Source organism: Pseudogemmobacter sp. TB195 (assembly GCF_058313095.1).
In genome coordinates, this window is record NZ_JBZEGG010000042.1 from 1 (window position 1) to 24,380 (window position 24,380).

A 24,380-nucleotide genomic window follows, 5' to 3' on the forward strand; every position below is an offset into this window, starting at 1 on the left:
CAGACCTATAGCGGCCCCGGGACCTATGATTCCGGGACCGGGCTCTGGACGATTGGCGCGCTGGCCAATGGGGTGACACAGACGCTTGAGATCACGGCGCGGGTCAATGCAACCGGGCCCTATGGCAATACCGCCAGCGTGACCGGGGATCAGACAGATCCTGATCCGGGCAATAACAGTGATGATGTCACGCCGGTGCCGGAAATGGCCAGGGTGGTGGTGAAAAAGACCGCAGATCTTGCAACGGTGACGGCGCCCGGAGCAGTTCACTATACGATCACCGTTGAGAACACCGGAGCGGCGTCAGTGCCCCGGGCCGGGCTTGTGGTTGCTGATCAGCTTCAGATCGGAGCGCGGCTGATCACGCTGGTGCCGGATTTTGTGTCGGGTGATCTGAATGGCGATGACATCCTGTCGCCCGGCGAGACATGGGTCTACCGGACCAGCTATACGGCCACTCAGGCGGATATTGATGCGGGCGATGCGTTGGACAATACCGCCAGCGCAACGGCTCCGGAACTGCCGGGAACTGTCACCGCGCCGCTAGTCTCTGTGCCGGTGGTTGCGACAGCGGCGCTGAGCGTGGCGAAGACGGTGGTGCCGCCGGCGATGGTCGTCGCTGGGGAGACGGTGACGTTTCATGTCGCGGTCAGCAACACTGGCAATGTGACGCTTTCGACCCCGACGGCGCCTGTTGATACGCTGAGCACCCTGCGCAATGATCCGCGCGTGCTGAGCACGGCCCTGGCCTTCAACAGCGCCGAGAGCACCGGCGGGGCGCTTGCCGGCGTGATCCCGGTCGGGGGTATCCAGGTCTGGACCGGCAGCTATGTGCTGACCCAGGCGGATATTGATGCGGGCGGGCTGAGCAATCTTGCCGAAGCTGCGGCACTTGCACCGGATGGCACCACCCCTGTGACCGGCGATGACACGGTTGTGCTGCCGATAACCGCGTCGCCGTCGCTCACCGCGCTGAAGACGGCGGAACTGGAAAATGCCGCCACTGTGGCGGATGTTGGTACCCTGGTCATTTATAGCTATGAGGTGCGCAACAGCGGCAATGTGACATTGACCAATGTGCGTATGACGGAATCCGGCGGCGATTTTTCCGGCACCAACGCGCTGCCGGTCCCGGTCTGGGTGCAAAACAGTCTCGGCTCGGCTGAGGGGACTTTGCTTCCGGGTGAAGTCGCCCGGTTCACCGCCGGCTACAGGCTGAGCGCCGCAGATCTGAATGCGGGGGCATTGCGCAATATTGCGATTGCCGCAGGGACACCGCCCGGACCCGGGGCGACACCTGTCACGGACCGCACCCATCCAAGCGATCCTGGCAGTGATGGCGATACGGTGCTGCCGCTTCGGCAGGCCCCGGCCATTTCGCTGGAAATTCTTGTGGACGGGACGCGCGATCTGAATGGTGACGGCCTGATCGGCGAAGGAGATCAGGTGATCTACCGCTTTGAGGTGGTCAATACCGGCGATGTCGTTCTGACATCTGTCAACCTGGTACCCGGAAGCCTGTCCCTGGATCTGCCTGGCCTGGTCTGCCAGCCGGTCAGACTGGCACCGGGAGAGCGTGCGGTGCTGTCCTGCGTGGGGACGGTCTACACGATCACCGCGGCAGATGTGGCCGCGGGCAATGTGGTGCTCGCAAGTGATGCAAACGGCACCAGCCTTGCCGGCCGGGTTGTGATCGCCAGCTCTACGGCGCTGGCTGTTGTGGTATCCCCGGTCCCCGCGGATCTGACGGTTGAAAAGCTGGCCGGTGTCCAGACCGCGATGACAGGGGATCTGGTTCCCTATTCGATCCGTGTCACCAATGCCTTCGGGGCCGGCACTGTCACTGTGGCATTGCGCGATACTTTGCCTTCCGGTTTCAGCTTCCGCGAGGGATCCGCAGAGCTGGATGGCCAGCCGGTGATACCGACGGTCTCGGGTCGCACCATATCCTTGCCCTCGGTGGTCCTCGTCTCGGGTCAGACCCGCGTGCTGACGATGCGGGTTCTGATCGGGTCCTCGGTTCGCCCGGGGGTCCATATGAACCGGGTGATTGCCGTCGATCCGGCGACGGGTATCGCGCTCGCCCCCGAGGCGACAGCGTCGGTGCGGGTTCTGGCGGATGCGGTCCTGCAATGTGCAAGCGTTCTGGGCCGGGTCTTTGATGACGCGGATCAGAATGGCGACATGAGCAAACATGCCGGGGAGCGCGGGTTGCCGAATGTGAGGCTGGTGGCGCCGAACGGGGTGGCGATCACCACGGATGAGCATGGCCGCTTCAATGTGCCCTGTGCGGCGCTGCCACGGGCGATCGGGTCGAACTTCATGTTGAAAGTTGACGAGCGCACACTGCCGGCCGGCTACCGGATGACGACCGAGAACCCGCGTGTGGTGCGGCTGACGCCGGGCATGATCACCCGGATGGATTTTGGTGCGACGCTGGCGCGTCTGGTCCGGCTCGATCTGGCGGCCAGGGCTTTCGGCAGGGATGAGAAGGGCAGGGATGCGATGGTGCCGGATCTGGCAAAGGGTCTGGACAAGCTTGTGGCCGAGATCCGGGGCACCAGTGCGATGCTGCGCATCACCTATGTGCTTGCCCGGGAGGAGCCGGATAAGCTGGCGCAACAGCGGCTGCGCCTGGTCGAACGGGCGCTGCGGGCACTGTGGCGTGAGCAGGGTAGCTATAAGCTGACCATAGAGACCCTTGTTCAGAGGGCAGGAGCGCAGTGATGGTAATATGGATCAGAACCGGATCGTTGCGGGCTCTTTTTGCGGGTGGTGTGGCAGTTTGTATCATGATCCCCGGCGGCGGGCTGCGGGCGCAGGATGCCTGCCGGGCGGATGGCAGGGGTTTCGAAAACGACTGCAGGCATTACAATCCAGGCACCGTCGTCAGCCGCCCCGTTCAGCCCAATGTGTCAGACGGACCGGCGCCGGACCTGGGCGAGATCGGGTTTTCAATCTCGATCGACGGTGTGGCGGCAGGAGAGGGCGCGACACGGCGCACGATTGCGGGCGCTCCGGCGCGGCCGCAGGAGTTGCGTGAGATTGACCGTCTGCTGGATATAGCAGGCGTCGATCTGACCTATGACGGGCTGGGCGCGCGGCCACGGCTGGCGGTTGCCACCAGCGACCTGCGCGAGAGCTTTGTCGCCGGTGAGGTGGTGCGGTTCCGGGCATCCTCAAACTACCCGGCCTGGATTGTGAAGACCGAAGTGGTCATCACCGATACGCGCGGACGTACCGTTGCACTGGTGCCGATAGCCGCCAATGGCGAGGCAGGCTGGACCATGCCTGCCGCCAGCACCGATAACGGCGGGCGCGACACGTATCTTTACTTCCTGCGCGCGACCGACAGCGCCGGGCGGCGTGATGAGACGCGCAGCCTGGTGCTGGCGCGCGCGACCAGCCGGCTGCCGACCGATCTGACCGGGCCGGTGACTGCGGCGGGCGAAGGCGACGACATGACGGCGCGGCGGGGCATTCCGGTGACGGGCGGCGCCATCACCGTCTCGGGCCATTCGCCTGCCGGTCAGCCGGTCAGGGTTCTGGGCGAGGCGGTGCCGGTGGACCCCTCGGGCAATTTCGTGGTGCAGCGCATCCTGCCGCCCGGCACCCATGCGGTGGCGATCTCGGTCGACGGGCGGGCGATGGACCGGTCGGTCACGATCGAGAAATCGGAATGGTTCGCGACCGGCATCATCGATGTGACGGTGGGGCGCCATGACGGCGAGACCTGGAAGCTGGGCCGCGTCGCCGGTTTTGCCCAGGGGACCCTGGCGAATGGTACGCGGATCACCGCTTCGGTCGACACGCAGGAGGCAGAGCTGCGCGATCTGTTCCGCAACTTTGGCCGCAAGAACCCGGATCAGACGCTGCGTGAAATGAAATCCGAGGATGTGTTCAACACATTCGGCGATGACAGCCGGATGAGCGATCTGGCGCCAAGCTCGGGCAAGTTCTTCCTGCGGGCAGAGAAGGACGGCTCCTACCTGCAATGGGGCGATTTCCGGCCGCTGGCCGATCAGAACCTGACCGTGCGCAGCGAGCGCGCGCTTTATGGGATTTCGGGCGAATACCGCTCGCTCGACGTCACCCGGGACGGTGAGGCCAAACTGCGATTTACCGGCTTTGCCGCCCAGGCCGACAGCCTGATGCAGCGCGATGTGATGCGCGCGACCGGCGGCTCGGCCTATTTCCTGTCGCGTCAGGATATTCTTGCCGACAGCGAAAGCATCTGGGTCGAGATCCGCTCGCGCACCACTGGCCTTGTGGTGCAGCGCCGCCGTCTTGCCGAAGGTACTGATTATCGCATCAATCCGGTGCAGGGCGTGGTGATCCTGAACGCGCCGCTTTCGGCGACGACGGGGGGCGATGGTCTGGTGACCAATAACCCATTGGGCGATTATGACGTCAATCTGGTGGCGCAATATGAATATGTGCCGGCCACCGGCGATATTGACGGCTATACCGCGGGGGCCCGCGGCGAGACCTGGGTCAGTGACCATCTCCGCCTTGGCGCCACGGTGCTGCGCGAGACGACGGGTCTGGCCGATAACGACCTTGGCGGCATTGATATCCTGATCCGTGACGGTGAGGCGCGCGAGCTCTCGCTGGAATATGCCACCAGCGAAGGGCCGGGCTTTGGCTCAGGCTTCTCGCTGAATGGCGGGCTGGATCTGGAACCCGGCAATCCCAGCTATGGTCTGCCGGGGCTGCGGGCGGATGCCTGGAGGATCGCCGGCCGAACGGATCTTGCCTTCCTGGGGCTTGATGGCGAAGTCGAGGCCTTCTTTGATCGCAAAGAGGCGGGGTTCTCCTCGCCCGATGACAATATCCAGTATGACCAGGAGGCCTGGGGCCTGTCGGGTCGGGTGGCGATCTCGGTCCGCACCGATCTGACCTTCGGCGGAGAGGGTTTCCGGGATGACAATGGCAAGCGCAAGGAAACAGCCCGGATCGGCTTTGCGCATCGCCTTGATGAACAATGGACGCTTGAGGGGGAAGTCGCGCATGATGATCGCCGCGAGTCCGTCCCTTCATCGACACTTGTGGATTACGGCAAACGCACCGATGCGGCCCTGCGCCTGACCTGGAAACGCGATGAGGACCTCTCGGTCTGGGGGTTTGGCCAGGTGACGCTGGCGCATGATGCGTCCCGGCGCAGCAATGACCGGATCGGCGCCGGTTTCTCGACCCGGCTGAGCGAGCGTGTGACCCTGCTGGCCGAAGCATCGGATGGCAGTCTCGGCGGGGCAGGGCGGTTGGAATTTGGCTATCGCCCGAATGACACCACCACCACCACCATCGGCTACCGGCTTGATCCGCTGCGCCGTTTTGATGCGAACGACTTTTCCGGGCGCGACAGGGGCAGCCTTGTCTTCGGCACCAGTTCCAGGGTGAATGACCGCTGGTCCTATCTGTCGGAAAGCACCTATAGCGCGCTTGGCACAAGGCCCTCGCTGACCTCGGGCTATGGCGTGACCTATACGCCCTCCGAGCGGTGGAAATATGACGGCACGCTGCAATTCGGCGAGAGCCGCGAAGAGGATGGCACCCGGCTTGAGCGGCGCGGGTTTTCGCTTGGTCTGCGCTACACAGAGGCTGATCTGGTCTCGGCCGGGTTGCGCGGCGAATGGACCAATGAGAACTCCAATCGGCCCGGCAATGCGCTGGATCGCGACACCTGGCTGGTCTCGGGCTTTTACGAGACGAAGGTCTCAGAGGACTGGCGGTTTGTCTCTTCGCTGGATGCAGTGATCTCTGACAGCGACCAGTCCTCGTTCCGCGATGGCCGCTATGTCGAGGCGCGGATCGGCTATGCCTGGCGCCCGGTGGAAAATGACCGGATCAATGCGCTGTTCAGCTATACGTATCTGCATGACCTGCCCGGCGCGGATCAGGTGAATATCGACGGCAATGTCGATGGCCCGCGTCAGAAAAGCCATATCGTGAACGCTGCCATCAGCTGGAAAGCCGACCCGGTCTGGACGCTGGGCGCAAAATACGGCTACCGGCTGCGCGAGGCCGCCGATCGTGGCAGCAATGACTTCACGCGCTCCGAGGCGCATCTCGCCGTGCTGCGCGCCGATTACCACATTGTCCATAACTGGGACGTGATGGCCGAGATCCGCGGCCTCTGGGCCCCGGGCTCCAACATCACCGAGAAAGCTGCCCTTCTCGGTGTCTACCGCCTTTTCGGTGACAATATCCGCGTCGGAGGCGGCTATCTCTGGGGCACCGTCAGTGACGACCTGCGCAAGATCGAAAGCCCGGATAAAGGCTACTTCCTCAACATCACAACACAGTTCTGAACGCTGATCTGTCGAAGATCGGTGCCTGAGCACTGGACCCCGACAAGGCGCAGACCGCCGAAGGACCGCATCCACGCCAGCATCAAACGATAGCGATGCCGTGTTGTCGGGAAGCTCTCGGTGCCGGGAACACGGTCTCGGTGGTCGACGATGGTCGCGACATGCAAATCTCTGTGCGTATCGACGCCACCGATGGCATGAGTTTCTTCTGAACAGACTGCCATCCGATGATCCTCTCCTGGATCGCTTATTCGCTCGTTGCGCCGAAGGATGCAGGGACGGGACAGTCATGGGACCGAATGGTCATGCCCTTCTGGAGCCACGGCGCACCTTCGAGGCCAGGCCTCACCGCAGGACGTTCCCGGATGATCGACAGGTCCAGGGAAATACACGTGTCAGATCGATTTGGATCGCTCGGAGTGAGGGTCAGATCACATCGGAAAGCCCTGCGGCAGCAATCCAGCGAAGGGTCGATCGGTGTTTGAGTCAAACCATCCGAGAACTGCCATCAGCCGTATGACGGTCAGAAGGATGAAGCAGAGTTGCGGCTTTTCCGCGTCGCCCTGCCGTCATCACCAGTTTGCCCATGATCAGTGAGGCACCCCGATCTGCTTTCATCGTCCACCCCACAGCGCGCCGTGAGAAGAGGTGGGCAACGACCGCACCGCAGAGCCTGCCTTCCGCGGCCCGGATGCGGCGGACCTGGGCCGTCCACTTCTGGTTCGCCCGGGTCACGGTGCCGCTCAGATCCAGTCGAGATTAACATGGGTTGGCGGATATGTTTCGGCCACCCGGCGGCGCAGCTCGCGAAATCTCTGGCGCAGCTCGGGGAATTTGCGCTCATGGGTCTCGGCCACGAGGCTTTTGACCCGGGCGAAAAGCCCGTCGCGCTCCATGGCCTCAAGGATTTCCAGCTCTGCACCCTCGATATCGAGCTTGAGGAAGCCGATCTGTCCCTTTTCGCGCAGGAAGGCGGGGAAATCGATCAGCTGCACCTCGACAGAGTTTCCTTCATCAATGCCGCGCCCGCCATCGAGGATGGTGTTTTTCACCGAGGCCCCCACCGGATTGGCGTCGAAATTCCCGGCGCGCATCAGGCGGACGGTGCCGGCGCGGGTGCCGACGGCGGCATTGATCAGCGTGACATTCGTGGTAGCACCGAATTTCTGCTGCAAGGCCGCAAAGCAATCCGGATCGGGTTCAAAGGCGATCACATCGGCGCCGGTGGCGGCAAGCTGCGCCGTCACCACGCCCATATTGGCGCCGCAATCCACCGCCAGATCCCCCGGCCGCAGCATGGCACAGATGCCGGTCAGATAGCCCTCGGCCCAGGCCTTGCGCATATTGCGCTTCTGGCGGCGGATCATCATCTCGGCCCGCTGTTCGGCCTTTGACTTCGGAGCGCTCGCGTCAGTGTCAGGCGCGGCCTCAGGCGGCGCGGCTTTCTTGCGCGCGGCCATTACTCCTCCAGCGCCTTTGCCGGATCGACGCCGATCTCTTCGCACATCCGCGCGGCATAGGAATTCGCCAGCGGCACGTTCTTGCGCCACCAGGGCCTGGTGCCATTGGTATAAAGATGCACCGAGAGCGTCTGATCGGTGAAATGGCCCTCGACCCGGCCATAGGGGTCGTAAAACACATCATTCAGCTGGAAGGGCACCGGGTAAAGCACATCGGGGCCGAGCGCCTTCTCATAATCGCCGGTCTGCTGGGCGAAATATGTAAAGGCCTGGGGGCCAAAGGCGGTGCGTTCGGCGTTATAGATCCGCACGGCCTGGGGCAGCGCGTGGTCCTGCTTTTCGATGCGCTTTCTCTGCTGTTTGTTGAACCAGGCCGGCGCCTCGGGCAGGTTGTCATAGTAATCCAGCAGCTGGTGGATCAGCTCGCCATCTTTCGGAATATAAACCACGCCGCAATTCAGTGCGCCGCGAAAGCCATGGCCGGCATAGATATTCTGCATCTCGTCGGGGAAGGGCTTATGGCAATAGGCGTCGCAGTCGATCCAGACCGCGTCGGTTTTCTGGATCATCTTGTAGCGGAACACGTTCGAGAGGAAACTTTCCGAGGTCTGGGCCACGATGCCCATGTCGATATCCATGATCTCGGTCGCGGGGCGGACCTCGATCCCTTCAGGGACATTCGAGACTTCTTCGGTGCAATAAAGCGTGGTCGGATGGCCGTGGCGCATATGGCTCAGAAGACAGAGCTGGTTCAGGTAATGCAGGCGCGGGCCAATCCAGAGAGAGGCGACCGGGCGGCGAACCGGGGGGCGGCGTACTGGGGTCGACAAGGGCGGAACCTCAACCTTTATTGTTTCAATTCAGGATACAGTATTGCCGCATCCCCCAACAGAGTCCTGCTCGGATCCCGGCTGGATTATTCCCGATCCTCATCACGCGGCGAGGGTTTTCCTGTGGCGCAATGGTGGCGGGAAGGTGATTTTTCTTCCTGCGCTAGGATGGGGCGCCGCTGGCCGGGTGTCTCGCGATGCGGAACACTGTCAGCCCGGCATCAAAGCCGGGGGCGGCGATGTAGCCGGCCTCCATCACCCTGGCATAATCCTGAAGCCGGTCGCGGCCGGCCTCGATCAGACGGCCATAGAGGAAGATCTGGGCCGGGCTGACCCGGGTAAGAATATCGGCCAGACCCTCGGGCGTGATGCGCGGGTCGGCGAGCAAAAGCGCCTCTGGCGCGGTGCTGGCGATCATCTCAGACAGAGGGCCGTCTTCCAGCAGAAACAGCCGCTCCCCCGGGCGGCGCCCGTTTTGCGCCCATACCAGATCCAGCACGCGGCGCAGTTCCGGCTCACCCTCGCTCACGCTCAGATGCAGATCGGGGCGCACGGCGGCGAGATGCGCGGCGAGAAAGCCTGCCCCTGCGCCGATCTCGGTCACCCGCGCGTCTTTGGCAAGGATCTGCGGCAGGCGTCTGGCAAGCCCGCGATCGAATTTCCCCTTTGCAATCAGCGCGAGGCCGGGGTTTGAGAAGACGCCAGGATCAAGTGGCAGCACCACGCCATGGTTTGCCACCCAGTCCCCCGCATAACCCGGATTGGCGCGCGGCTGGCTGAGATAGCTGCCCGATGGCAGCGCCTCCATCGCCTCACGCGGCGCGGATCTGCGCTTTTCGCGGGCGGCTTCGTTGCGCGTCTTTTCGATATCGCTCATCAGGGCTGCGATCTTTTCCGGGTCGCGCGCCTGGGGCGGTTTGGCGACGATTTCATGGATCGGCACCTGGCTCGCTTTGGCCAGATCGGCGACCAGAGCGGTATAGGCTTCGGTGCCACGGATCTCGCTCAGCCGCTGATCGACACGTGCCAGCGCCGCTTTGTGCAGCCGCGCCAGAACCGGATCTTTCAGCAATTCAAGGATGATCTCATCGCGCCGCGCCGTGTAGCGCAGCATGGTGTCATCCCTGACCTCATTGCGGTCCTGGAGCGACCAGTAATCGGAATTATACTTGTCTTTCTTATTGTTGACATTGCCACGCAGCTTGCGGATCGCGTAAGAGTCGACCGATTTCACTGCATAATGATTGAGCTGCACCCAGTCATAACCGACCGTTCTGGTGATCGACCGCCAGCCGCGAAACTTGAAATAATCCTCCATCTCGCGGCCCGCGCCGTTCAGCCATTTCACCTCATCGGCGAAACCGGCCTTGATGGCTTTGGTTTTCATCTTGGGGCGGTGGATGCCGAGCTTCCAGTTTTCCGGGTCGAATTTGAAGAGCGTTTTGACCCCCCAGCCCTTGTTCCAGTCCTGCGGCGCGGCCATCAGATATTGTTCCGACACCGGGGCGGTGGACCAGTCGACCACGCCGCCCGAGCCGAAGATGCGCCAGGTCACCACGATCCCGGTGGCGTCCTGGGCTTTGGCGGCGGCGATCAGATCATCCAGCGTGCCATCGCCATACCGGATCGAGAGAAACTCATCGGCATCAAACACCATCACCCAGTCGGAGAGGCCCACAACCGGCTCCTCCTGCGCATAGTTCAGCGCAGAAGGCTGCGGGCGGATTCCTTCGGGAATGTCATTCCTGCGGTGATGGACAAGCCCGAGTTCTTCGAGCCGGATCAGCATGTCATCGGTGCCGTCGGAACAGTCATTGGTATAGACGACGAGATCCGAGAAGCCGACGGCAAGGTGATGCGCCACCCATTCGATCACATAGGGCCCCTCATCTTTCATCATTGAGACGGCGGTGACCTGGCCATGCGGGCTGGCATGGCGCTTCAGTGCGAAGGGAACGGTCGCGAATATCCCGGACGCGCCCCGGGGCAGGTCCGGACGCGCGTCACGGTCAAGGTCACGGGTCGCTTTGGCCTTCCGGATCTTCGCCACATGACCTTTGCCCGGCTGTGCTTTGCCCTCTTGTGCACTTGCCGCACTTGTCCCAACAGAAGACTTCGCAATGGCCTTTCCTGCCAAAGCCCCGGCGGCTTTCGCATTCTGACCGGCCCCGGTTTTCGCCTCACCCATTCTTCTTCTCCTGCAGTCGGTCTTTGTTTAGCCTGACATTCCGGGCAGCGATAAGGCGGGAAAGCTGAGAAATTTTGACCTGTCTCACAAACGGACTTTGCCGGATCGCAGAACAATCACCAGGTTTCGTATGGATTGCGCCCAACTGCCGCCATAGTCTTGGCCGTAAGATCGGGCAGAGTGCAGTAACAAGAACACGGGCAGTGAAAGAATGACCGAGGCAACCCTTACCATCGTCGCAACCTGTCATGGTGTCGAAGTGCCGGACGCGCCCATCCTGGGCCCACGTATGATCGAGGCGATGAACACTCACCGCTATGAGCGCCAGGAGATCGAATGTGGTCTCGCGGTGATCCCGAAAGGTGCGCGGATCCTGGAGATGGGGGCGGGGGCAGGGGTTGTCGGCGCGGTTCTGGCAAAGAACTGCGCGCCGGTTTCGATCCTGTCCATCGAGGCCAATCCGGGCCTTCTGCCCCATATCAATCGTCTTTACGCGCATAACGGGTTGCAGGATCTGATCTCGGTGCGCCATGCTGTGGTCTTCAGCGCGCCCGATGCGCCCGGGACAGTCACTTTCAATGTGGCGGGGAATTTCCTCGGCTCTTCGCTTTCGGAACTGCCGGGCAAAAAGACCCGCGCGGTCGAGGTGCCGGTGCTGCGCTACAGTGATCTGACCAAAGAATACCCCCATGATACGATCATGATGGATATCGAGGGCGGCGAGCTGGATTTCCTGCGCCATGCCGATCTCTCGGGCGTCAATCTGGTGATCCTCGAAATGCATCGCGATGCCTATGGTCGCGAGGGGATGCAGGAAATCCGCAATCTGTTCCTGGACAAGGGCTTCACCCTGAATGAGGAGCAAAGCAAAGTCGGGGTCCATATCTGGTGCCGGCTTATGGGCCCGGACCAGGGTTGAATGAAAATGATGCGGGAAGGCGCGCGCGGACAGATGCCAGGCGATGATGCGGATGACGCTGGCGCCTTTGCCGAAAGTGCCGGGCCGGGGGTCAGGAAGGCGATGCGCGAGCCGATGCCGGCACTGTTTCCACGCCCTGACGACGTCACGGATGTCGCGCAGGCCATCGGGCGCGACAGTTTCTTTTTGCATGCGGGCCTGATTGACGCCTGGTTCATCCGGCGTTCGGATGTTTTACTGGTCACTTTCGACAATCTCGGTTCGATCGGCGAATATGAACCGCCTCAACCCTGGCTGCAGGCGCGAGCCGCAAAAGGCGGGTTTTCGATCCTGGGCCTGATCGCAAGCCAGCGGGACTGGTATCGCAACGAGGATACACCGGCGCTGATCCGCGCCTTGCGGGACGCGGGTTTTTTTGCGGGTTTTCGCAGGGTGGTCTTCGCCGGCGCTTCGATGGGGGGCTTTGCCGCGCTCAGCCTTTCCGCGCTGGTGCCGGGCGCGGTGGTGCTGGCCTTCAGCCCTCAGTCGACGCTCGCGCCCGGGCTGGTGCCCTTTGAACGGCGCTATCCTTTTGCCCGCCGGAAATGGGACTGGCAGAGCGCAGGCTGTGACGCCGCGCAGGCGGTGCAGGGCGCGTCTGAGGTCTGGCTGATCTATGATCCTTTTATCCCCGAAGACCGCGCCCATGTGCGTCGCATCGTGGCTGCGGCCCCCCCCGGCGTCACCCGCGAGATCCGCCTTGATCACCTCGGCCATCGCGCAATCAGGCAGCTGAAGGCGCTCGGGCTGTTGCAGGATCTGATCGAAGGCCTTGCCAGCGGTACATTGAGCCAGGCTGCATTTGCAAAAGCATTCCGGGTGCGGCGCGAAAGCCTGGCCTATCAGCGCCTGCTGATCGCGGCAGCCGAGCGGCGCGGCCATCGCCATCTGGCCCTGCAGGCGCTGCGCCGGCTGGCGCAGGATGACAACAGCCGCTTTGCCCGCCGCAACAGCCGTCGCCTGCACCAGGAAATCACAGAAGCGGCCGCCGGGCATCAGGAGGAAGCCGCCCGAAAGGCCGAAATTCCCCGGACGAGGGCCAGGGAAGCGGCACAGAAACAGCGAGACCCTGCTTCCAGCCCTCTGACCGGCCCCGCTTTCACATGTCAGATCATCGAGAATCCGGGCCTTAGAGCGCCCTTCTCCGGCGAAATCCAGACGCTGGCCGACGCTCTTTTCATGCCTGAACGCGCCAATGATAAGTCCCTGGCCTCGGGTGTGCTTTACCGGGATGGCAGCTGGTGTGAATTGTCAAAGGGCTGGATCCGGGCGCTGAAGCCCATCCCGGCGCCGGCGCTCTCGGATCGGGACCAGATCCGGGATCTGCCGGGCACCCATCTTTACGGCGGCCATTTTCGTGGCCATTTCGGGCATTTCCTCGTCGAATCGACCGCAAGGCTCTGGGCGCTCGACCACCTGGGGGAACAGCCCGAAAGCATCGTCTATCTGCCCTATCGCGGCGATGTGGCAGCGATTGAAAAGGCGATCAGGGGCCAGGCACCGTTCTTCCGGCTTCTTGGCATCGACCTTCCGGTACGTACCTTTGGCGAGGTCCAGCGGGTGGAGCGGCTGATCGTTCCCGAACTTGGGTTCGGCTGGCTTGAACGTTATGCCGGCTCGCCCGCTTACCGGGATTTCATGCAAAGTCGCCTGAGTGCTGCGGCACCGGCAGAGGGAGGCGAAAAGCTCTATGTCTCGCGGGCGCGGCTGCCGGCGATCAAGGGCGGCATTCTGGGGGAAAGGGTGATCGAGGAGAATCTGGCCCGCGCGGGCTATGAGATTTTCCACCCCGAACGCCATCCGCTTGAGGTGCAGATCGCGCGCTATAAGGCGGCGGGGGTGATTGTCGCGCTGGACGGATCGGCGCTGCATCTGGCGGCCTATGTCATGCCAAAGGCCGGGCGCGTCGCGATGATCCTGCGCCGGTCTTCGGCCAATACCGCCGATTATGACCTGCAATTCCGCAATTTTGCCGATGTGACACCGGATGTGATCAATGTGATCGTGAATGACTGGGTGGCGGGAGAGGCGGCGCGCGCCGATTTCCGTTCGGTCGGAGAAGTGGATTTCGCGGCTTTGTTCGACCGGCTGAAGGCGCTCGGCTATCTTCCCGCCGATTTCCGCCCCGAACTGCCCGGCGAGGGCGAAGTCCGCGCCATGCTGGAGCCGTTCCAGGGCCGGCGCGGCGATACATTCCGTCCGCTGAGGCGCGGTGAAAAACACGGGGATGAAGACGAGTGATGCCATTTCGCAGCATGGCCGGGCCGTGAGTAAGGGGGGCGAGTGATCGCCCCCCTATTCTTTCCGGTCAGGGATTGGGTCGCTTTGTCCTGTCAGCCTTCGAAAAAGACAAAGATCTTGCGGGTATGTTCCAGTATCTCCCAGGTGCCTTTCCAGCCCTTAGGCAGCATGATCGCATCCCCCGGCCCGAGCGTCTTTTTCGTGCCGTCGACATGGGTCATGACGATCTTGCCTTCGAGAAAGTAGCAGAATTCTGCGGCAGCTGACCGGTCAGCGGTGAACTGGCCCGGCGTGCATTCCCAAAGCCCGATCTCCAGCACCCCATCAGGTGAGGTCCAGAGCGCATGGGCGGCCTCTTGCTGGCCTGGGTTCAGGGTGGTCGGCTTGTCTTTCAGCTGGCCGAGGTCGATCCCTGAAAGGGCTGTGAAAACGGAAAGGTCGATCATGGCTGTCTCCTGCAGGCGCGGCGGCGCGTTTCAGCGGCCGGTCAGTTTATTGGCGAGTGTGGCGAGGGGCGAGCTTTTGGTCCCGCCCGAGCGGGCTTCCTGGCGGTCGGCCAGGTGATACAGCCAGTACATTCCGTGGACACCGAGCCAGCGGAAGGGCTCGATCTCCCATTTTTTCGGACGGCGGTTGACCCAGGGCAGGCTGGTGCGTTCGGTATTGCGGTCAAGGACCAGGTCCGCGAGCGTCTGGCCCGAGAAATTCGAGGTCGAGACGCCGAGACCGACATAGCCGCCGGCCCAGGCCATGCCGGTATTCGCGTCCATGCCGGCGGTGGTGCACCAGTCGCGCGGCACGCCCAGCACACCACACCAGGCGTGGTCGATCGAAAGCCCCTTTGTCTGGGGCAGCATCCGGTAGAGGATCTCGATCAGCGCCTCGACCGTTGCGGGCTGGGTCTGGCCGTTCACATCGGTTTTTGACCCGAAGCGATAGGGCACACCGCGCCCGCCCATGGCGATGCGGTTGTCGGCGGTGCGCTGCGAATAGCAATAGGCGTGGCTGGCATCCGCCAGCAGCTGGAACTTCTCCCAGCCGATCTCATCCCAAAGCGCGTCGGGCAGGGGCTGGGTCACGATCTGCGCCGAATTCAACGGCAGCCATTCGCGTTCCTGGCCCTTAATTCCATGGGTGAAACCCTCGGTCGCGCGAACCACGCGTTTCGCCTTCACCGTGCCACGACTGGTGACCACGCGGCCCTTTACGATGCTGGTGACGGCGGTTTGCTCGTAGATTTTGACGCCGCGCCGCTCGACCACTTCGGCCAGTCCGCGCACCAGTTTCGCCGGCTGAATCCGCGCCACATTATGGCGCACCAGTGCGCCTTTCGCATTCGGCACCCGGATGCGCGAGGCGGCCTCGGCGCCGTCGATCAGCTCGAGCCTCGTCGCGGGCACCTGCCACGACATTGCGGTCGCGTAATCTTCCTGCAGCCGCCCCCATTGCGCCGGGGTCTGGGCAAAGGTCAGGCAGTCGGTCATCAGGAAGTCGCAATCGATGCCGTCCTTTTGCGTCACCCGCTCCACCTCGGCCACGGTGCCGCGCAGCTGACGCTCGAAGTCGATCACGCCTTCGCGGGTGCCGGTCGAGAGGTATTTGTTCCGGCTCCAGCTGAATTCGCCCGAACACCAGCCGCCATTGCGGCCCGAACCGCCAAAGCCCGCGAATTCCTTTTCGACAATCGCGATCCGCAGTGTCGGTTCGATCTCGGTCAGGTAATAGGCGGTCCAGAGCCCGGTATAGCCCGCGCCGACAATGCAGATATCGACCTCGATATTGCCGGGCAGCGGCGCGCGGTAGCCGGGCGTGCCGCCGATATTCTCATACCAGAATGAGACGCCGCCGTTTTTCTTCGCTTGCATGTTCATCACCTGTTAGTGGCCCAGGACCTAATGTCCGCCTACCGAGCCGTCATCGGTCAGAAGCCTGCCATCTTCCGGCTTCCAGGCCAGCTCGATGCCGGCGCCGATCCCGAAAGCCTCGCCTTGCGTGGCGGTGCGCGCCACGATGGGCGTGCCGTCCGCGAGGAGAACTTCATATTTCATCGCAGATCCCAGATAGATCGCCTCGCGCACCGTGCCCTGGATCACATTGCCGCGCCCCTGGGCCGCGCCCGTGCCGGGGGCCTGGACGGCGACATCTTCGGGGCGCAGAAGAATGACCTGCGCGCCATCGGATTTCGGAGTGCCGGGGGCCGAAATGGGGGTGCCGCCGATATCCAGCGCGGTTTCCGCGCCATTCACCCGGTGGCCGCCGCGCAGGATCGAGCTTTCGCCGATGAACTGGCCGACAAACAGCGTCTGGGGGTTCGAGTAAAGCTGATGCCCTGTGCCGACCTGCTCGATCCGGCCCTTGTTGAAGACTGCGATCCGGTCGGACAGCACCAGCGCTTCTTCCTGGTCATGGGTGACATAGACGAAGGTTGATCCGAGCTCGCGATGGATGCGGCGGATTTCCAGCTGCAAAACCTCGCGCAGCTTTTTGTCAAGCGCGCCAAGGGGTTCATCCATAAGAAGGACCGAAGGGTCAAAGACCATCGCGCGGGCCAGCGCGACGCGCTGCTGCTGGCCGCCGGACAGCTCGGACGGGTAGCGATGCGCGAATTTCTCAAGATGCACCTTGGCCAGCGCGCCTTCAACCAGGCGGTCACGCTCGGCCTTTGCCACACCGCGCTGACGCAAAGGGTAGGCCACGTTCTTCGCCACCGTCATATGCGGGAACAGCGCGTAATGCTGGAACACCACCCCGATATTGCGCTTATGGGCGGGGACATTGCTGATCGGGCGCTCGCCAAGCCGGATCTCGCCCCGGCTCAGATCGGTGAAGCCGGCGATCAGGTTCAGCGTGGTGGTCTTGCCCGAACCGGACGGCCCGAGAAAGGACATGAACTCGCCCGGCTCGACCCTGAGCGACACATCATCCAGCGCGGTGAAATTGCCGTAGAATTTCGAACAGGCCTGGATGTCGATGGCCGCGCCCTTGCGGCTGCCGGTTGGTGCATTGGTCATGATTTGCGCCCTTTACGGGTTCCGAAGATAAGGCCCAGTCCGATGACGAGCGTGGTGGTCAGAAAGATCAGCGAGCCGACAGCGGCGACGGTCGGATCGGCGTCGCGGGTCATCGACGAGAAAATCTGCACCGGCAGCGTTTTCAGCTGCGGGCTGGTGATGAACAGGGACACGATGACTTCGTCAAACGAGGTGACAAATGCGAAAAGCGCGCCGGACAGGATGCCAGGCCGGATCAGCGGCAGGGTCACGGTGAAAAACGTGGTCAGCCGGTTGGCGCCAAGGCTCGCGGCGGCGGTTTCCAGCCGCTGGTCAAAGACGGCAAGATTCGCGCCGACCGCGATCACCACGAAGGGGATCGCCAGCAGCGTATGCGCCAGCACATAGCCGGTCCAGGTCCCGACAAGGCCCTGGGTCAGGTAGACCGCGTAAACGCCCACTGCCAGAACGACGCCCGGCACCACCATCGGCGTGATCAGGAGCATCCGGATCAGGCCCGCAGCACGGGATTTCATCCGCTCGATCCCGATGGCGGCCATGGTGCCGATCACGGTCGCCACAACCGAGACCATCACCGCTACCTTCAGCGAGGTGGTGAAACTGTTGAACCATTGCGGATTGGTGAAGAAATTCTCGTACCATTTCAGCGAGAACCCGCTGGGCGGGAAGGCGAGGGATTTCTTATCGGCGAAAGACATCGGCACCACGACAATGGTGGGCGCGAGCAGCCAGAGTGCAATCAGCGCCACCGTCAGCCCGAGGATCAGCTTGCCAGGATTGAAGTGTTTCACCGGCTGCCTCCGCTCATCTTGTATTTCTGCCGCATGAAGGGGGCGGCGAGTGCAAGGAAGCCGAAGGTCGCGATCAGAAGCACAACCCCCATCGCGCCGCCCCGGCCCCAGTTCAGCAGCGACAGCACCTGTTGCTGCACCAGCGTCGAGAGCATCGAGCTTTGCGTGCCGCCAAGCAGCATCGGCGTGATGTAGAAGCCAAGCGCAAGGATGAAGACGATGGTGGCGCCGGCGAAAACACCGGGCAGCGACAGCGGCAGATAGACCTGGAAGAAGGTCTTGACCGGATGCGCGCCCAGGCTTTTTGCCGCCTGGATCAGCCGCAGGTCGATGCCGCGCATCACAGCATAGAGCGGCATGATCATGAAGGGCAGCAGGATCTGGGTCATGCCGATGGTGACGCCCAGCTGGGTGCGGATCAGCTTGACCTTGTCAAACCCGAGCGCAAGCAGCGTCTTGTTAATGACACCACTGTCTTGCAGCAAGATCACCCAGGCCAGCGTGCGCACCACGCCCGAAACCCAGAACGGCACCAGCACGCACATGATCAGAAAGAGCCGCAGGCGCGGGCCCACGACCGACATCGCATAGGCATAGGGATAGGCCACGATCACGCAGACCAGCGTCACCACAGCAGCGATGCGGAAGGTCCGGATCAGCACAGTCATGTTCACCGGCGTGTTGAAAAACCAGTAGTAATTGTCGAGAAACGCATCGCCCTCGGTAAAGCTGCGGCTGATCACGGTGCCAAGCGGCACCGCCATGACAAGGATCAGGATCGCCAGCGCAGGCAGCGTCAGCAAAGCGGGATGCGACAGGATCCTGCGGGGCGAGAGGGCGCTTGGGTCGGGCACTGACATGGATCCTCTGACGGGGCTCGTGATGTCTCTTCGGGGGCGGCGGCCGCGTCAGCGCGCAGGTGCCGGAAGGGAGCTGCGGCGACCCTGGCAGGGGGCGCCGCAGCATGACCGCGCAGGCTCAGGCGCGCGGGGTTCGGTGAGGCTTAGTTGCCTGCGATGAATTCAGCCCATTTTTCGCTGAGAACATCATAGTTATCGACCCAGTATTGCACATTCTGATTATAGGCCATCGCCTGTTTTTCGGGCGTATTGGTCATGAAAGAAGCGGTCAGCTCATCGACCTGCGGCTTCGAGTCGATATTGATCGGCGAGTACGAGGTCTCTTCGGCCATTTTGCTTTGGGCGTCGGCGCCGAGATAGGCATTGATCAGCGCATGGGCGGCGTCGACATCCTTGACGCCGACCGGGATGGTGATCTGATCCTTCACGACAACCCAGTCCTGCCAGACCGGCTGATAATTCGCGCCATTTTCCAGCGCGGCCTTGCCCCGGCCGGACCAGACCATGACCATATCAACTTCGCCCGATTCCATCATCTGCGCGCTTTCGGCGCCGGTGGTCCACAAAACGAGGCTGTCGCGCATCGACCGCCATTTGTTCAGGCCACGGTCAATATCTGCCGGGAAAAGATCAGCCTTTGCCACGCCGTCATTCAGAAGCGCGAGCTCGATCATATAGCCTTCGGCATCGGAATAGCCGGGAATGCCACGGGTGCCGGGGAATTTCTCGGTATCAAAGAAATCCGCCCAGGAAGCCGGGCCGTTCTCGGGCCATTTGTCTTTGTTGTAGAGGAACATGATCGCATAGTTCATCGCGGGAACTGAACATTCTCCGACCTGGCCTTCCGGCACTTTCGAAATGTCGAGCTTCGAGAAGTCAAGCTTCTGGAACAGGGTGCCACAATGGACAAACGGGGTGTAGTCACCGGTATCGACCACATCCCACATCACATTGCCGGATTCGACCTGAGCCTGGATCTTGGCGTTTTCGGTGGGGCCGTCCGACAGGAGCGTGACCCCGGATTGCGCCACGAACTGTTCAAGGGCCGCGATCTGGCCGTCCTGGAAAGTGCCACCATATGACACGAAGGTCAGCGTCTTGCCGGCAAGCGAGCCTTCGGCGGTTTCGCCTGCGACGGGGGTATCGGCCTGCGCCTGAAGGGAAAGGCCAAGGCCGAGGACCAGCGACAGGCCGGTGAGGTTTTTCAGCTTCATTGCGGTTGCTCCCTGAGTGTAAGATTTGTTTAATCATATTTTATCTGGATCCGGTCTTCGCCGGATCTTTCGCTGCGGCCGGCGCGGAACGTGTCGAGATAGCCGGTGGTCGAGGTGGGCGGTGAGGTCACGAAGAGGACCGAGGCCGCCCCGGTGCCCGTATTGGCGACGCGGTGGGGGACCGAGCTCTGGAATTCGATGCTGTCGCCCTCGTCGAGCTGGTAGCTCTGCGGGCCGAGGTCGATCTGCACCTTGCCGGCCAGAACGAGGATCATTTCATGTGAATCGCCGTGGCTATAGGCCTCGTCGCCGGTCGAGCCGCCCGGCTCGAACTCGGAGACATAGGCCTCGAACTGCGTCAGGGGCCGGCGCGAGAGCAGCATCTTCCGATGCCCGCTCATCTCGGGCAGGGTGGGGCGGTCCTTGCGGCGCAAGACCGGGTTTTGTGCGCTGTCGGTGAAGGCGAAAAGCTCGGAGATCGAACAGCCGAAAGCATTGGCGATGCGGATCAGCGTTGAGGTGCTGGCACCGGTCAAGCCGCGTTCAAGCTGGCTGAGAAAACTGGCCGAAGTCCCGGTTGCATCGGCGAGCTGGCGAAGCGAGAGGCCGCTGGCCTTGCGCAACCGCCGCAGCCGCTCTGCCAGCAGCCGCTGCTGGTCCGAGGTTTCTGCCGTGATTGTATCGCTGAGCTGTGACACCAGAATCTCCGCCCAAATGCCCGGGCCGGGGCGTGGATTTGCGGTTCGGGGTGGTCCACTGCACAAGTGTTAAGTGATACTTTATTTATGGGCAATGATTCTGAACGCGCGGTGAAAAAGAACTCATCAGACCGGTGGGCCTGACGTGTTGGTTGCAATGAAAAACGTCGCCTGTCACAGGAACAGGCGGCGTTTGCAGTTTGTCGATCAGCTGACCAGACCCCCTAAGCTGTTTCTGGGGCCTTCGTCATACCTGCCCAGCCAGTTGCGGAACACCATCCCGAGATGTGCGGTAATCCCGACCTTTTGGGTAAAGACACGGGCATCAGCACCGGCTGCGTCCTGACCGACCAGAGCGGCAATATCGGCTTTGATCGGGAGGCTCACGGTCAACTCCGCTCAGCTTTCGTCATGGGGCGCCCTGGAGAAGGGCAGCGCTCCGGTAAGGAATAAGGGTCTTTAAGCGGGGATCGGCGGTGCTATTTTCCGGCTACACCGACTGTGACCACCCGGTTACGTCCCCCATGTTTTGCCTGATAGAGCGCATGATCCGCCTGCTGCATCAGGGCATCCGGAGAGGTTGCGCCGTCAGGCCGCGCGACGGCCAGGCCGATGCTGGTGGTGACTGCAATCAGGATCGGCGCGTCGCCAACCCGCACGGGTTGTTCGGAGACGACAGTCAGCAGGCGCTCGGCCACTGATTGCGCCTGCTCAAGCGTGACACCATTGATCATGACCACGAATTCCTCGCCACCCACCCGTGCAAACAGATCAGCCGGGCGCAGCATCCGGACAACCCGCCGCGCGGTCTCGCGCAGGACCTCGTCACCGGCGGCATGGCCCCAGGTGTCATTGACGGATTTAAAATGATCGAGATCTATCATCATCATCGCGGTGCTGCGATCCGCTGCGGCAAGCCGCCTCGAGGCCTGTTCGTGGAAGGCTGCCCGATTGGTCACGCCGGTCAGTGCATCATGACTGGCCAGATAGCGCAGCCGCTCGGTCAGTTCGTTGCGGCTGCGCATCACGATGGCGAGGGTGATCGGCACAAGCGCAATCGCCGAGGCGCCAAGGCGGAACGAAGACAGCGCGGCCTTGTCGGGGAAGCCGTCGAGATAGGGAACCAGCCCGCTGGCGATCACCCCAAGTGCCATGACCCCGAAGACCAGCGTAAGCACAGCGGTTGCAAAGACAGACCAGGTCAGTCCGCACCAGAGGAGCGCGAGGACAGGGAAGGCCACGGCACCGGGGCCACCGATCAACAGCGAGGCGATGAAAGTCAGCACGACCATCATGGCGGGAACAAGGTCGCTTCTGTCTATGAGATCAAGCCGGTACCAGTATTTCCTGATCTGCGCCAGGGGAGGAGCCGAGAGGATCACAGGGAGAAAGGCGATGAAGGTGACGAACTCACCCGCCGTCCAGTAGACAATCCCGCTGAGCGCATCGCCGCCCCAGTACTTTATGCCGGCGATCCCCCCCAGCAGTCCTGAGGCAAATCCGCCTGCAAGCGAGGCCAGTACGATCCACAGCATTGAAACCGGCTGTCGCAACTCGCTGATCTCGGCAGGCAGGCGGGTCAGTATGGCATAGGCGGTCGAGATACTGATGATATTGGCGATATTGAGGATCAGGGCTTTTTCAAGACCCGATCCGGTCAGCAGATCGCCGATCATGAACCCGGCGAAGCCCGCCAGCCAGCCGGGCGCCTGCGCCATGACCGGATTGCGCAGCATCAGTCCAAGCATGATCGCATTGGCCGGCCAGATACTGGCGAGAAAGCCGACCGGGCGACTGTAGATCCCGAAAAGCGTTGCCAGGAAGATTGTGGCAAACAGGACCCCGGCAGCCCGCCAGGCTTCAGGTACGGCCGCATCCCGGAGCTCCATATCTGCGTTCATCCGTAACCCCTTACATCCTTCTGCCTGTCTGTCTGCCGGCCGGCTTTTGCCTGTCCCCGACTTCTGACCTCTGTTTTTGCAGGTGTCCTGTCGGATCCAGGCCGCTTCCTGTTGTCAGACGGGGAGCATCCTCTGCACCACCAGACTGATCCGCGTCACAGAAGGACGGCTCGGGCCGATATCCCGACAATCTGCACATGCTTTCGAAAAAAAGTGTTAACGCGGATCAGGTCAGGCGATGAAATGTCACGGCCACAGCGACAGCCACGGGCGCTCCCGCCCGGAGGCTCCGTGCTTGCGTCGCCGGGGCCGCGTCACTAGTTTTGATCCGTGAGGGAAGGGAATCGTCTCCGGTGGGGCGGTCGGTCTTCAAAACCGGTTGGGGCAGCGAGACTGTCCCGGGTGGGTTCGACTCCCACTCCCCTCCGCCAATCGTTCAGTTTAAGTATTTTATTTTGTTTGGTTTATTTCAGATTGGGCGAGCTTATTCCGGCGTTCATTCCCCCACTTGACTACGGAACATTGCGGTATAATCCGGAACGGCATCACTCGTTTGTGATCGCCGCGCCCCCAAAGACGTAGGAGCTAGGGCAGGGGGGAAGTCACCGCAGAACGCTGTAGACGTGGCTGGTGCTGCGGTTGAGATATCGTCCGAGCTCGCGGAAGCTCGCGCCGCCGTCCCGTAGTTCGGCCGTCTGCAAGCGCTCCTTCGCGGTTAGCAGGCGCCCGCGCCGGACAGCCCCAACTGATGCCCAGGGACCGGTGTCTGCTGCGATCACCCCGGGCGGGATGATCTGGACGGGGCAGCGCACCGGGACGCCGTAGCGGGCGGCGACCTCGGCCCGCACCTTGTCGGAATAGGTCATGGGCCGGCCTCCGCATTTTTGGCGCCGTGAAGCATGGCGATCCCGAAATTGAGCCGGATCAGCGCGGCCTCAGACCCTGAGGACCAAGGCCTTCCGGTCGTCGTCGGGCTGGTGGCGGGTGGTCATTACGAGTAGCTGAACCAGATCGCGCACGCCGGTCAGTTCATCGAGAGCGTCGAGGGTTTTGCGCATTCGTCTCCCCCCACCAGCGCGCGGGCCTCGGCCCAGAACGGCGACGTATCGTAGTTCAGGCAAGTGAAATCGCCATGGCAGTGCGCGACCAGCGTCTTCGCCGTCATGTCCTGTGCGGTGGTGGGCGGGATCGCCGTTATAGCATCCTCAACACGATCCCACTCCCGGAAGAAAAGCCGCTCGACTGCGTCGTCTTCGCCCTCGCCGGAAATCTCGTCGTGAACATATGCCCGAGCGGCATCATTTATGTCCACGTACCTGCGATGCAGGGCCATGATCGGCGTTTCGGACAGGTTCAGGGTGCAGGCGCCAACCGGGATCGTGCAGCCCAGCACCGCGGCAGGCGCGAGCGAAAGAATGTCGCGCCGCTTCATGCCTCACCCCTCCTGCGCCGCTCATTGATAACCGCGCTTCGGATGGTGCAGTGATCCCGGCCAAGAGCCATGCCGATCCTGGGATAGCTCATGCCGTGGTGGCGGGGGGTGAAGCAGACCAGGGCGCGCAGCCTGAAATCCTTCTGCTTGCGGCTTGGCCCGAAGATCACCGCAGGCTTCACCCCGGCCTCTTTCGCCACCTGGCGGGCAATCTCGCGCACAGTCACCCGCTCCATGCGGAGCGATGCTTTGTCAGCCTCGGTGATCATGCCGTCCCCCCCGCTTTGATCAGGCGCAGGGCGTGGCGCAGATAGCTGGCGGCCTCGGCGATCTCACGGGGGCCGGGCGCAGGCGCGGTGATCGCGTCCAGCGCAAGGGCAATGTCGTCGTGCAACTGGTCACGGCGAACGGGCGCCGCACGATACGGGATCTGCACATTCAGCTGCTTCTGCCTGCGGCAGAGCGTTGTGTAATCCGGCACGGGC

At 62.5% G+C, this 24,380-nt stretch carries 19 protein-coding genes, 1 tRNA gene and 2 pseudogenes; 5 read left to right on the forward strand and 17 right to left on the reverse strand.

What is annotated here, in order from left to right:
• Together AC4FS3_RS26750 and AC4FS3_RS26755 are read left to right on the forward strand one after the other, a co-directional pair.
• A partial coding sequence (locus AC4FS3_RS26750; protein WP_491023050.1) for a DUF7507 domain-containing protein occupies nucleotides 1-2,727 on the forward strand: 2,727 nt, incomplete at its 5' end.
• Nucleotides 2,727-6,311: a hypothetical protein gene (locus tag AC4FS3_RS26755; protein WP_491023051.1), complete on the forward strand. Its 3,585-nt coding sequence runs from the start codon at nucleotides 2,727-2,729 to the stop codon at nucleotides 6,309-6,311. The genes AC4FS3_RS26750 and AC4FS3_RS26755, both read left to right, overlap by 1 nt.
• Before the next feature lie 20 nt (nucleotides 6,312-6,331).
• Here the strand turns inward: AC4FS3_RS26755 and AC4FS3_RS26760 are convergent.
• From AC4FS3_RS26760 to AC4FS3_RS26775, 4 genes and pseudogenes are all read right to left on the reverse strand, one after another.
• Nucleotides 6,332-6,535, reverse strand: a pseudogene (locus AC4FS3_RS26760) (IS110 family transposase); the annotation flags it as partial.
• A gap of 519 nt (nucleotides 6,536-7,054) precedes the next feature.
• Complete coding sequence (locus tag AC4FS3_RS26765; protein ID WP_491023052.1) at nucleotides 7,055-7,771, reverse strand: FkbM family methyltransferase; 717 nt, start codon at nucleotides 7,769-7,771, stop codon at nucleotides 7,055-7,057.
• Nucleotides 7,771-8,601: a hypothetical protein gene (locus tag AC4FS3_RS26770; RefSeq protein WP_491023053.1), complete on the reverse strand. Its 831-nt coding sequence runs from the start codon at nucleotides 8,599-8,601 to the stop codon at nucleotides 7,771-7,773. The genes AC4FS3_RS26765 and AC4FS3_RS26770 overlap by 1 nt, the downstream gene beginning before the upstream one ends.
• A 163-nt stretch (nucleotides 8,602-8,764) precedes the next feature.
• Nucleotides 8,765-10,789, reverse strand: coding sequence for a glycosyltransferase family 2 protein (locus AC4FS3_RS26775; protein WP_491023054.1), 2,025 nt, complete (start codon nucleotides 10,787-10,789; stop codon nucleotides 8,765-8,767).
• Nucleotides 10,790-11,000: 211 nt separating this feature from the next.
• On the opposite strand from AC4FS3_RS26775, the gene AC4FS3_RS26780 reads away from it, so the two are divergent.
• Both AC4FS3_RS26780 and AC4FS3_RS26785 read left to right on the forward strand, forming a co-directional pair.
• Nucleotides 11,001-11,708, forward strand: coding sequence for an FkbM family methyltransferase (locus AC4FS3_RS26780; protein ID WP_491023055.1), 708 nt, complete (start codon nucleotides 11,001-11,003; stop codon nucleotides 11,706-11,708).
• Nucleotides 11,709-13,988 carry a glycosyltransferase family 61 protein gene (locus AC4FS3_RS26785; RefSeq protein WP_491023056.1) on the forward strand — a complete coding sequence of 760 codons (2,280 nt, stop codon included), beginning with the start codon at nucleotides 11,709-11,711 and terminating at the stop codon, nucleotides 13,986-13,988. It begins immediately after the preceding gene.
• 92 nt (nucleotides 13,989-14,080) lie between these two features.
• Here AC4FS3_RS26785 and AC4FS3_RS26790 read toward each other — a convergent pair whose 3' ends face one another.
• The 9 genes from AC4FS3_RS26790 to AC4FS3_RS26830 all read right to left on the reverse strand — a co-directional run bounded on the left by AC4FS3_RS26790 (nucleotide 14,081) and on the right by AC4FS3_RS26830 (nucleotide 22,463).
• Nucleotides 14,081-14,434, reverse strand: a complete 354-nt coding sequence (locus AC4FS3_RS26790) for a cupin domain-containing protein (protein WP_491023057.1) — start codon at nucleotides 14,432-14,434, stop codon at nucleotides 14,081-14,083.
• Between the two features lie 30 nt (nucleotides 14,435-14,464).
• The gene (locus AC4FS3_RS26795) at nucleotides 14,465-15,853 is read right to left on the reverse strand and encodes an NAD(P)/FAD-dependent oxidoreductase (RefSeq protein ID WP_491023058.1); all 1,389 of its coding nucleotides are present in this window, start codon (nucleotides 15,851-15,853) and stop codon (nucleotides 14,465-14,467) included.
• 27 nt (nucleotides 15,854-15,880) lie between these two features.
• On the reverse strand, nucleotides 15,881-16,999 hold the full coding sequence (locus AC4FS3_RS26800; protein WP_491023059.1) for an ABC transporter ATP-binding protein: 1,119 nt from the start codon (nucleotides 16,997-16,999) through the stop codon (nucleotides 15,881-15,883).
• Nucleotides 16,996-17,790 (reverse strand): ABC transporter permease, encoded by a 795-nt coding sequence (locus AC4FS3_RS26805; RefSeq protein WP_491023060.1) that lies wholly within the window; start codon nucleotides 17,788-17,790, stop codon nucleotides 16,996-16,998. The genes AC4FS3_RS26800 and AC4FS3_RS26805 overlap by 4 nt, the downstream gene beginning before the upstream one ends.
• Nucleotides 17,787-18,650, reverse strand: coding sequence for an ABC transporter permease (locus AC4FS3_RS26810; protein WP_491023061.1), 864 nt, complete (start codon nucleotides 18,648-18,650; stop codon nucleotides 17,787-17,789). Before AC4FS3_RS26810 ends, AC4FS3_RS26805 begins: the two co-directional genes overlap by 4 nt.
• 143 nt (nucleotides 18,651-18,793) lie before the next feature.
• Entirely contained in the window at nucleotides 18,794-19,864 is a 1,071-nt protein-coding gene (locus AC4FS3_RS26815; protein ID WP_491023062.1) for an extracellular solute-binding protein, read from the reverse strand.
• 29 nt (nucleotides 19,865-19,893) lie between these two features.
• Nucleotides 19,894-20,562 (reverse strand): helix-turn-helix domain-containing protein, encoded by a 669-nt coding sequence (locus tag AC4FS3_RS26820; RefSeq protein WP_491023063.1) that lies wholly within the window; start codon nucleotides 20,560-20,562, stop codon nucleotides 19,894-19,896.
• A gap of 207 nt (nucleotides 20,563-20,769) precedes the next feature.
• A complete protein-coding gene (locus tag AC4FS3_RS26825) occupies nucleotides 20,770-20,949 on the reverse strand; it encodes a DUF6778 family protein (protein WP_491023064.1) in 180 nt (59 codons plus the stop codon).
• Nucleotides 20,950-21,041: 92 nt separating this feature from the next.
• Nucleotides 21,042-22,463 carry a GGDEF domain-containing protein gene (locus AC4FS3_RS26830; RefSeq protein ID WP_491023065.1) on the reverse strand — a complete coding sequence of 474 codons (1,422 nt, stop codon included), beginning with the start codon at nucleotides 22,461-22,463 and terminating at the stop codon, nucleotides 21,042-21,044.
• A gap of 335 nt (nucleotides 22,464-22,798) precedes the next feature.
• On the opposite strand from AC4FS3_RS26830, the gene AC4FS3_RS26835 reads away from it, so the two are divergent.
• Nucleotides 22,799-22,894 (forward strand) — tRNA-Sec (locus tag AC4FS3_RS26835).
• Between the two features lie 171 nt (nucleotides 22,895-23,065).
• Here the strand turns inward: AC4FS3_RS26835 and AC4FS3_RS26840 are convergent.
• The 4 genes and pseudogenes from AC4FS3_RS26840 to AC4FS3_RS26855 all read right to left on the reverse strand — a co-directional run.
• Nucleotides 23,066-23,329, reverse strand: a complete 264-nt coding sequence (locus AC4FS3_RS26840) for a helix-turn-helix domain-containing protein (protein ID WP_491023066.1) — start codon at nucleotides 23,327-23,329, stop codon at nucleotides 23,066-23,068.
• A gap of 158 nt (nucleotides 23,330-23,487) precedes the next feature.
• Nucleotides 23,488-23,895: a hypothetical protein gene (locus AC4FS3_RS26845; RefSeq protein WP_491023067.1), complete on the reverse strand. Its 408-nt coding sequence runs from the start codon at nucleotides 23,893-23,895 to the stop codon at nucleotides 23,488-23,490.
• Nucleotides 23,892-24,164: a helix-turn-helix domain-containing protein gene (locus tag AC4FS3_RS26850; RefSeq protein WP_491023068.1), complete on the reverse strand. Its 273-nt coding sequence runs from the start codon at nucleotides 24,162-24,164 to the stop codon at nucleotides 23,892-23,894. Before AC4FS3_RS26850 ends, AC4FS3_RS26845 begins: the two co-directional genes overlap by 4 nt.
• A gap of 143 nt (nucleotides 24,165-24,307) precedes the next feature.
• Nucleotides 24,308-24,380 (reverse strand): annotated as a pseudogene (locus AC4FS3_RS26855) (transposase); the annotation flags it as partial.

Excerpts from the sequence above, each read along its gene's own strand:
- AC4FS3_RS26755 (WP_491023051.1), top strand. The coding sequence starts at position 2,727 with ATGGTAATATGGATCAGAACCGGATCGTTGCGGGCTCTTTTTGCGGGT.
- AC4FS3_RS26765 (WP_491023052.1), bottom strand. The coding sequence starts at position 7,771 with ATGGCCGCGCGCAAGAAAGCCGCGCCGCCTGAGGCCGCGCCTGACACT.
- AC4FS3_RS26775 (WP_491023054.1), bottom strand. The coding sequence starts at position 10,789 with ATGGGTGAGGCGAAAACCGGGGCCGGTCAGAATGCGAAAGCCGCCGGG.
- AC4FS3_RS26780 (WP_491023055.1), top strand. The coding sequence starts at position 11,001 with ATGACCGAGGCAACCCTTACCATCGTCGCAACCTGTCATGGTGTCGAA.
- AC4FS3_RS26785 (WP_491023056.1), top strand. The coding sequence starts at position 11,709 with ATGAAAATGATGCGGGAAGGCGCGCGCGGACAGATGCCAGGCGATGAT.
- AC4FS3_RS26790 (WP_491023057.1), bottom strand. The coding sequence starts at position 14,434 with ATGATCGACCTTTCCGTTTTCACAGCCCTTTCAGGGATCGACCTCGGC.
- AC4FS3_RS26795 (WP_491023058.1), bottom strand. The coding sequence starts at position 15,853 with ATGCAAGCGAAGAAAAACGGCGGCGTCTCATTCTGGTATGAGAATATC.
- AC4FS3_RS26800 (WP_491023059.1), bottom strand. The coding sequence starts at position 16,999 with ATGACCAATGCACCAACCGGCAGCCGCAAGGGCGCGGCCATCGACATC.
- AC4FS3_RS26810 (WP_491023061.1), bottom strand. The coding sequence starts at position 18,650 with ATGTCAGTGCCCGACCCAAGCGCCCTCTCGCCCCGCAGGATCCTGTCG.
- AC4FS3_RS26815 (WP_491023062.1), bottom strand. The coding sequence starts at position 19,864 with ATGAAGCTGAAAAACCTCACCGGCCTGTCGCTGGTCCTCGGCCTTGGC.
- AC4FS3_RS26830 (WP_491023065.1), bottom strand. The coding sequence starts at position 22,463 with ATGAACGCAGATATGGAGCTCCGGGATGCGGCCGTACCTGAAGCCTGG.
- AC4FS3_RS26840 (WP_491023066.1), bottom strand. The coding sequence starts at position 23,329 with ATGACCTATTCCGACAAGGTGCGGGCCGAGGTCGCCGCCCGCTACGGC.
- AC4FS3_RS26845 (WP_491023067.1), bottom strand. The coding sequence starts at position 23,895 with ATGAAGCGGCGCGACATTCTTTCGCTCGCGCCTGCCGCGGTGCTGGGC.
- AC4FS3_RS26850 (WP_491023068.1), bottom strand. The coding sequence starts at position 24,164 with ATGATCACCGAGGCTGACAAAGCATCGCTCCGCATGGAGCGGGTGACT.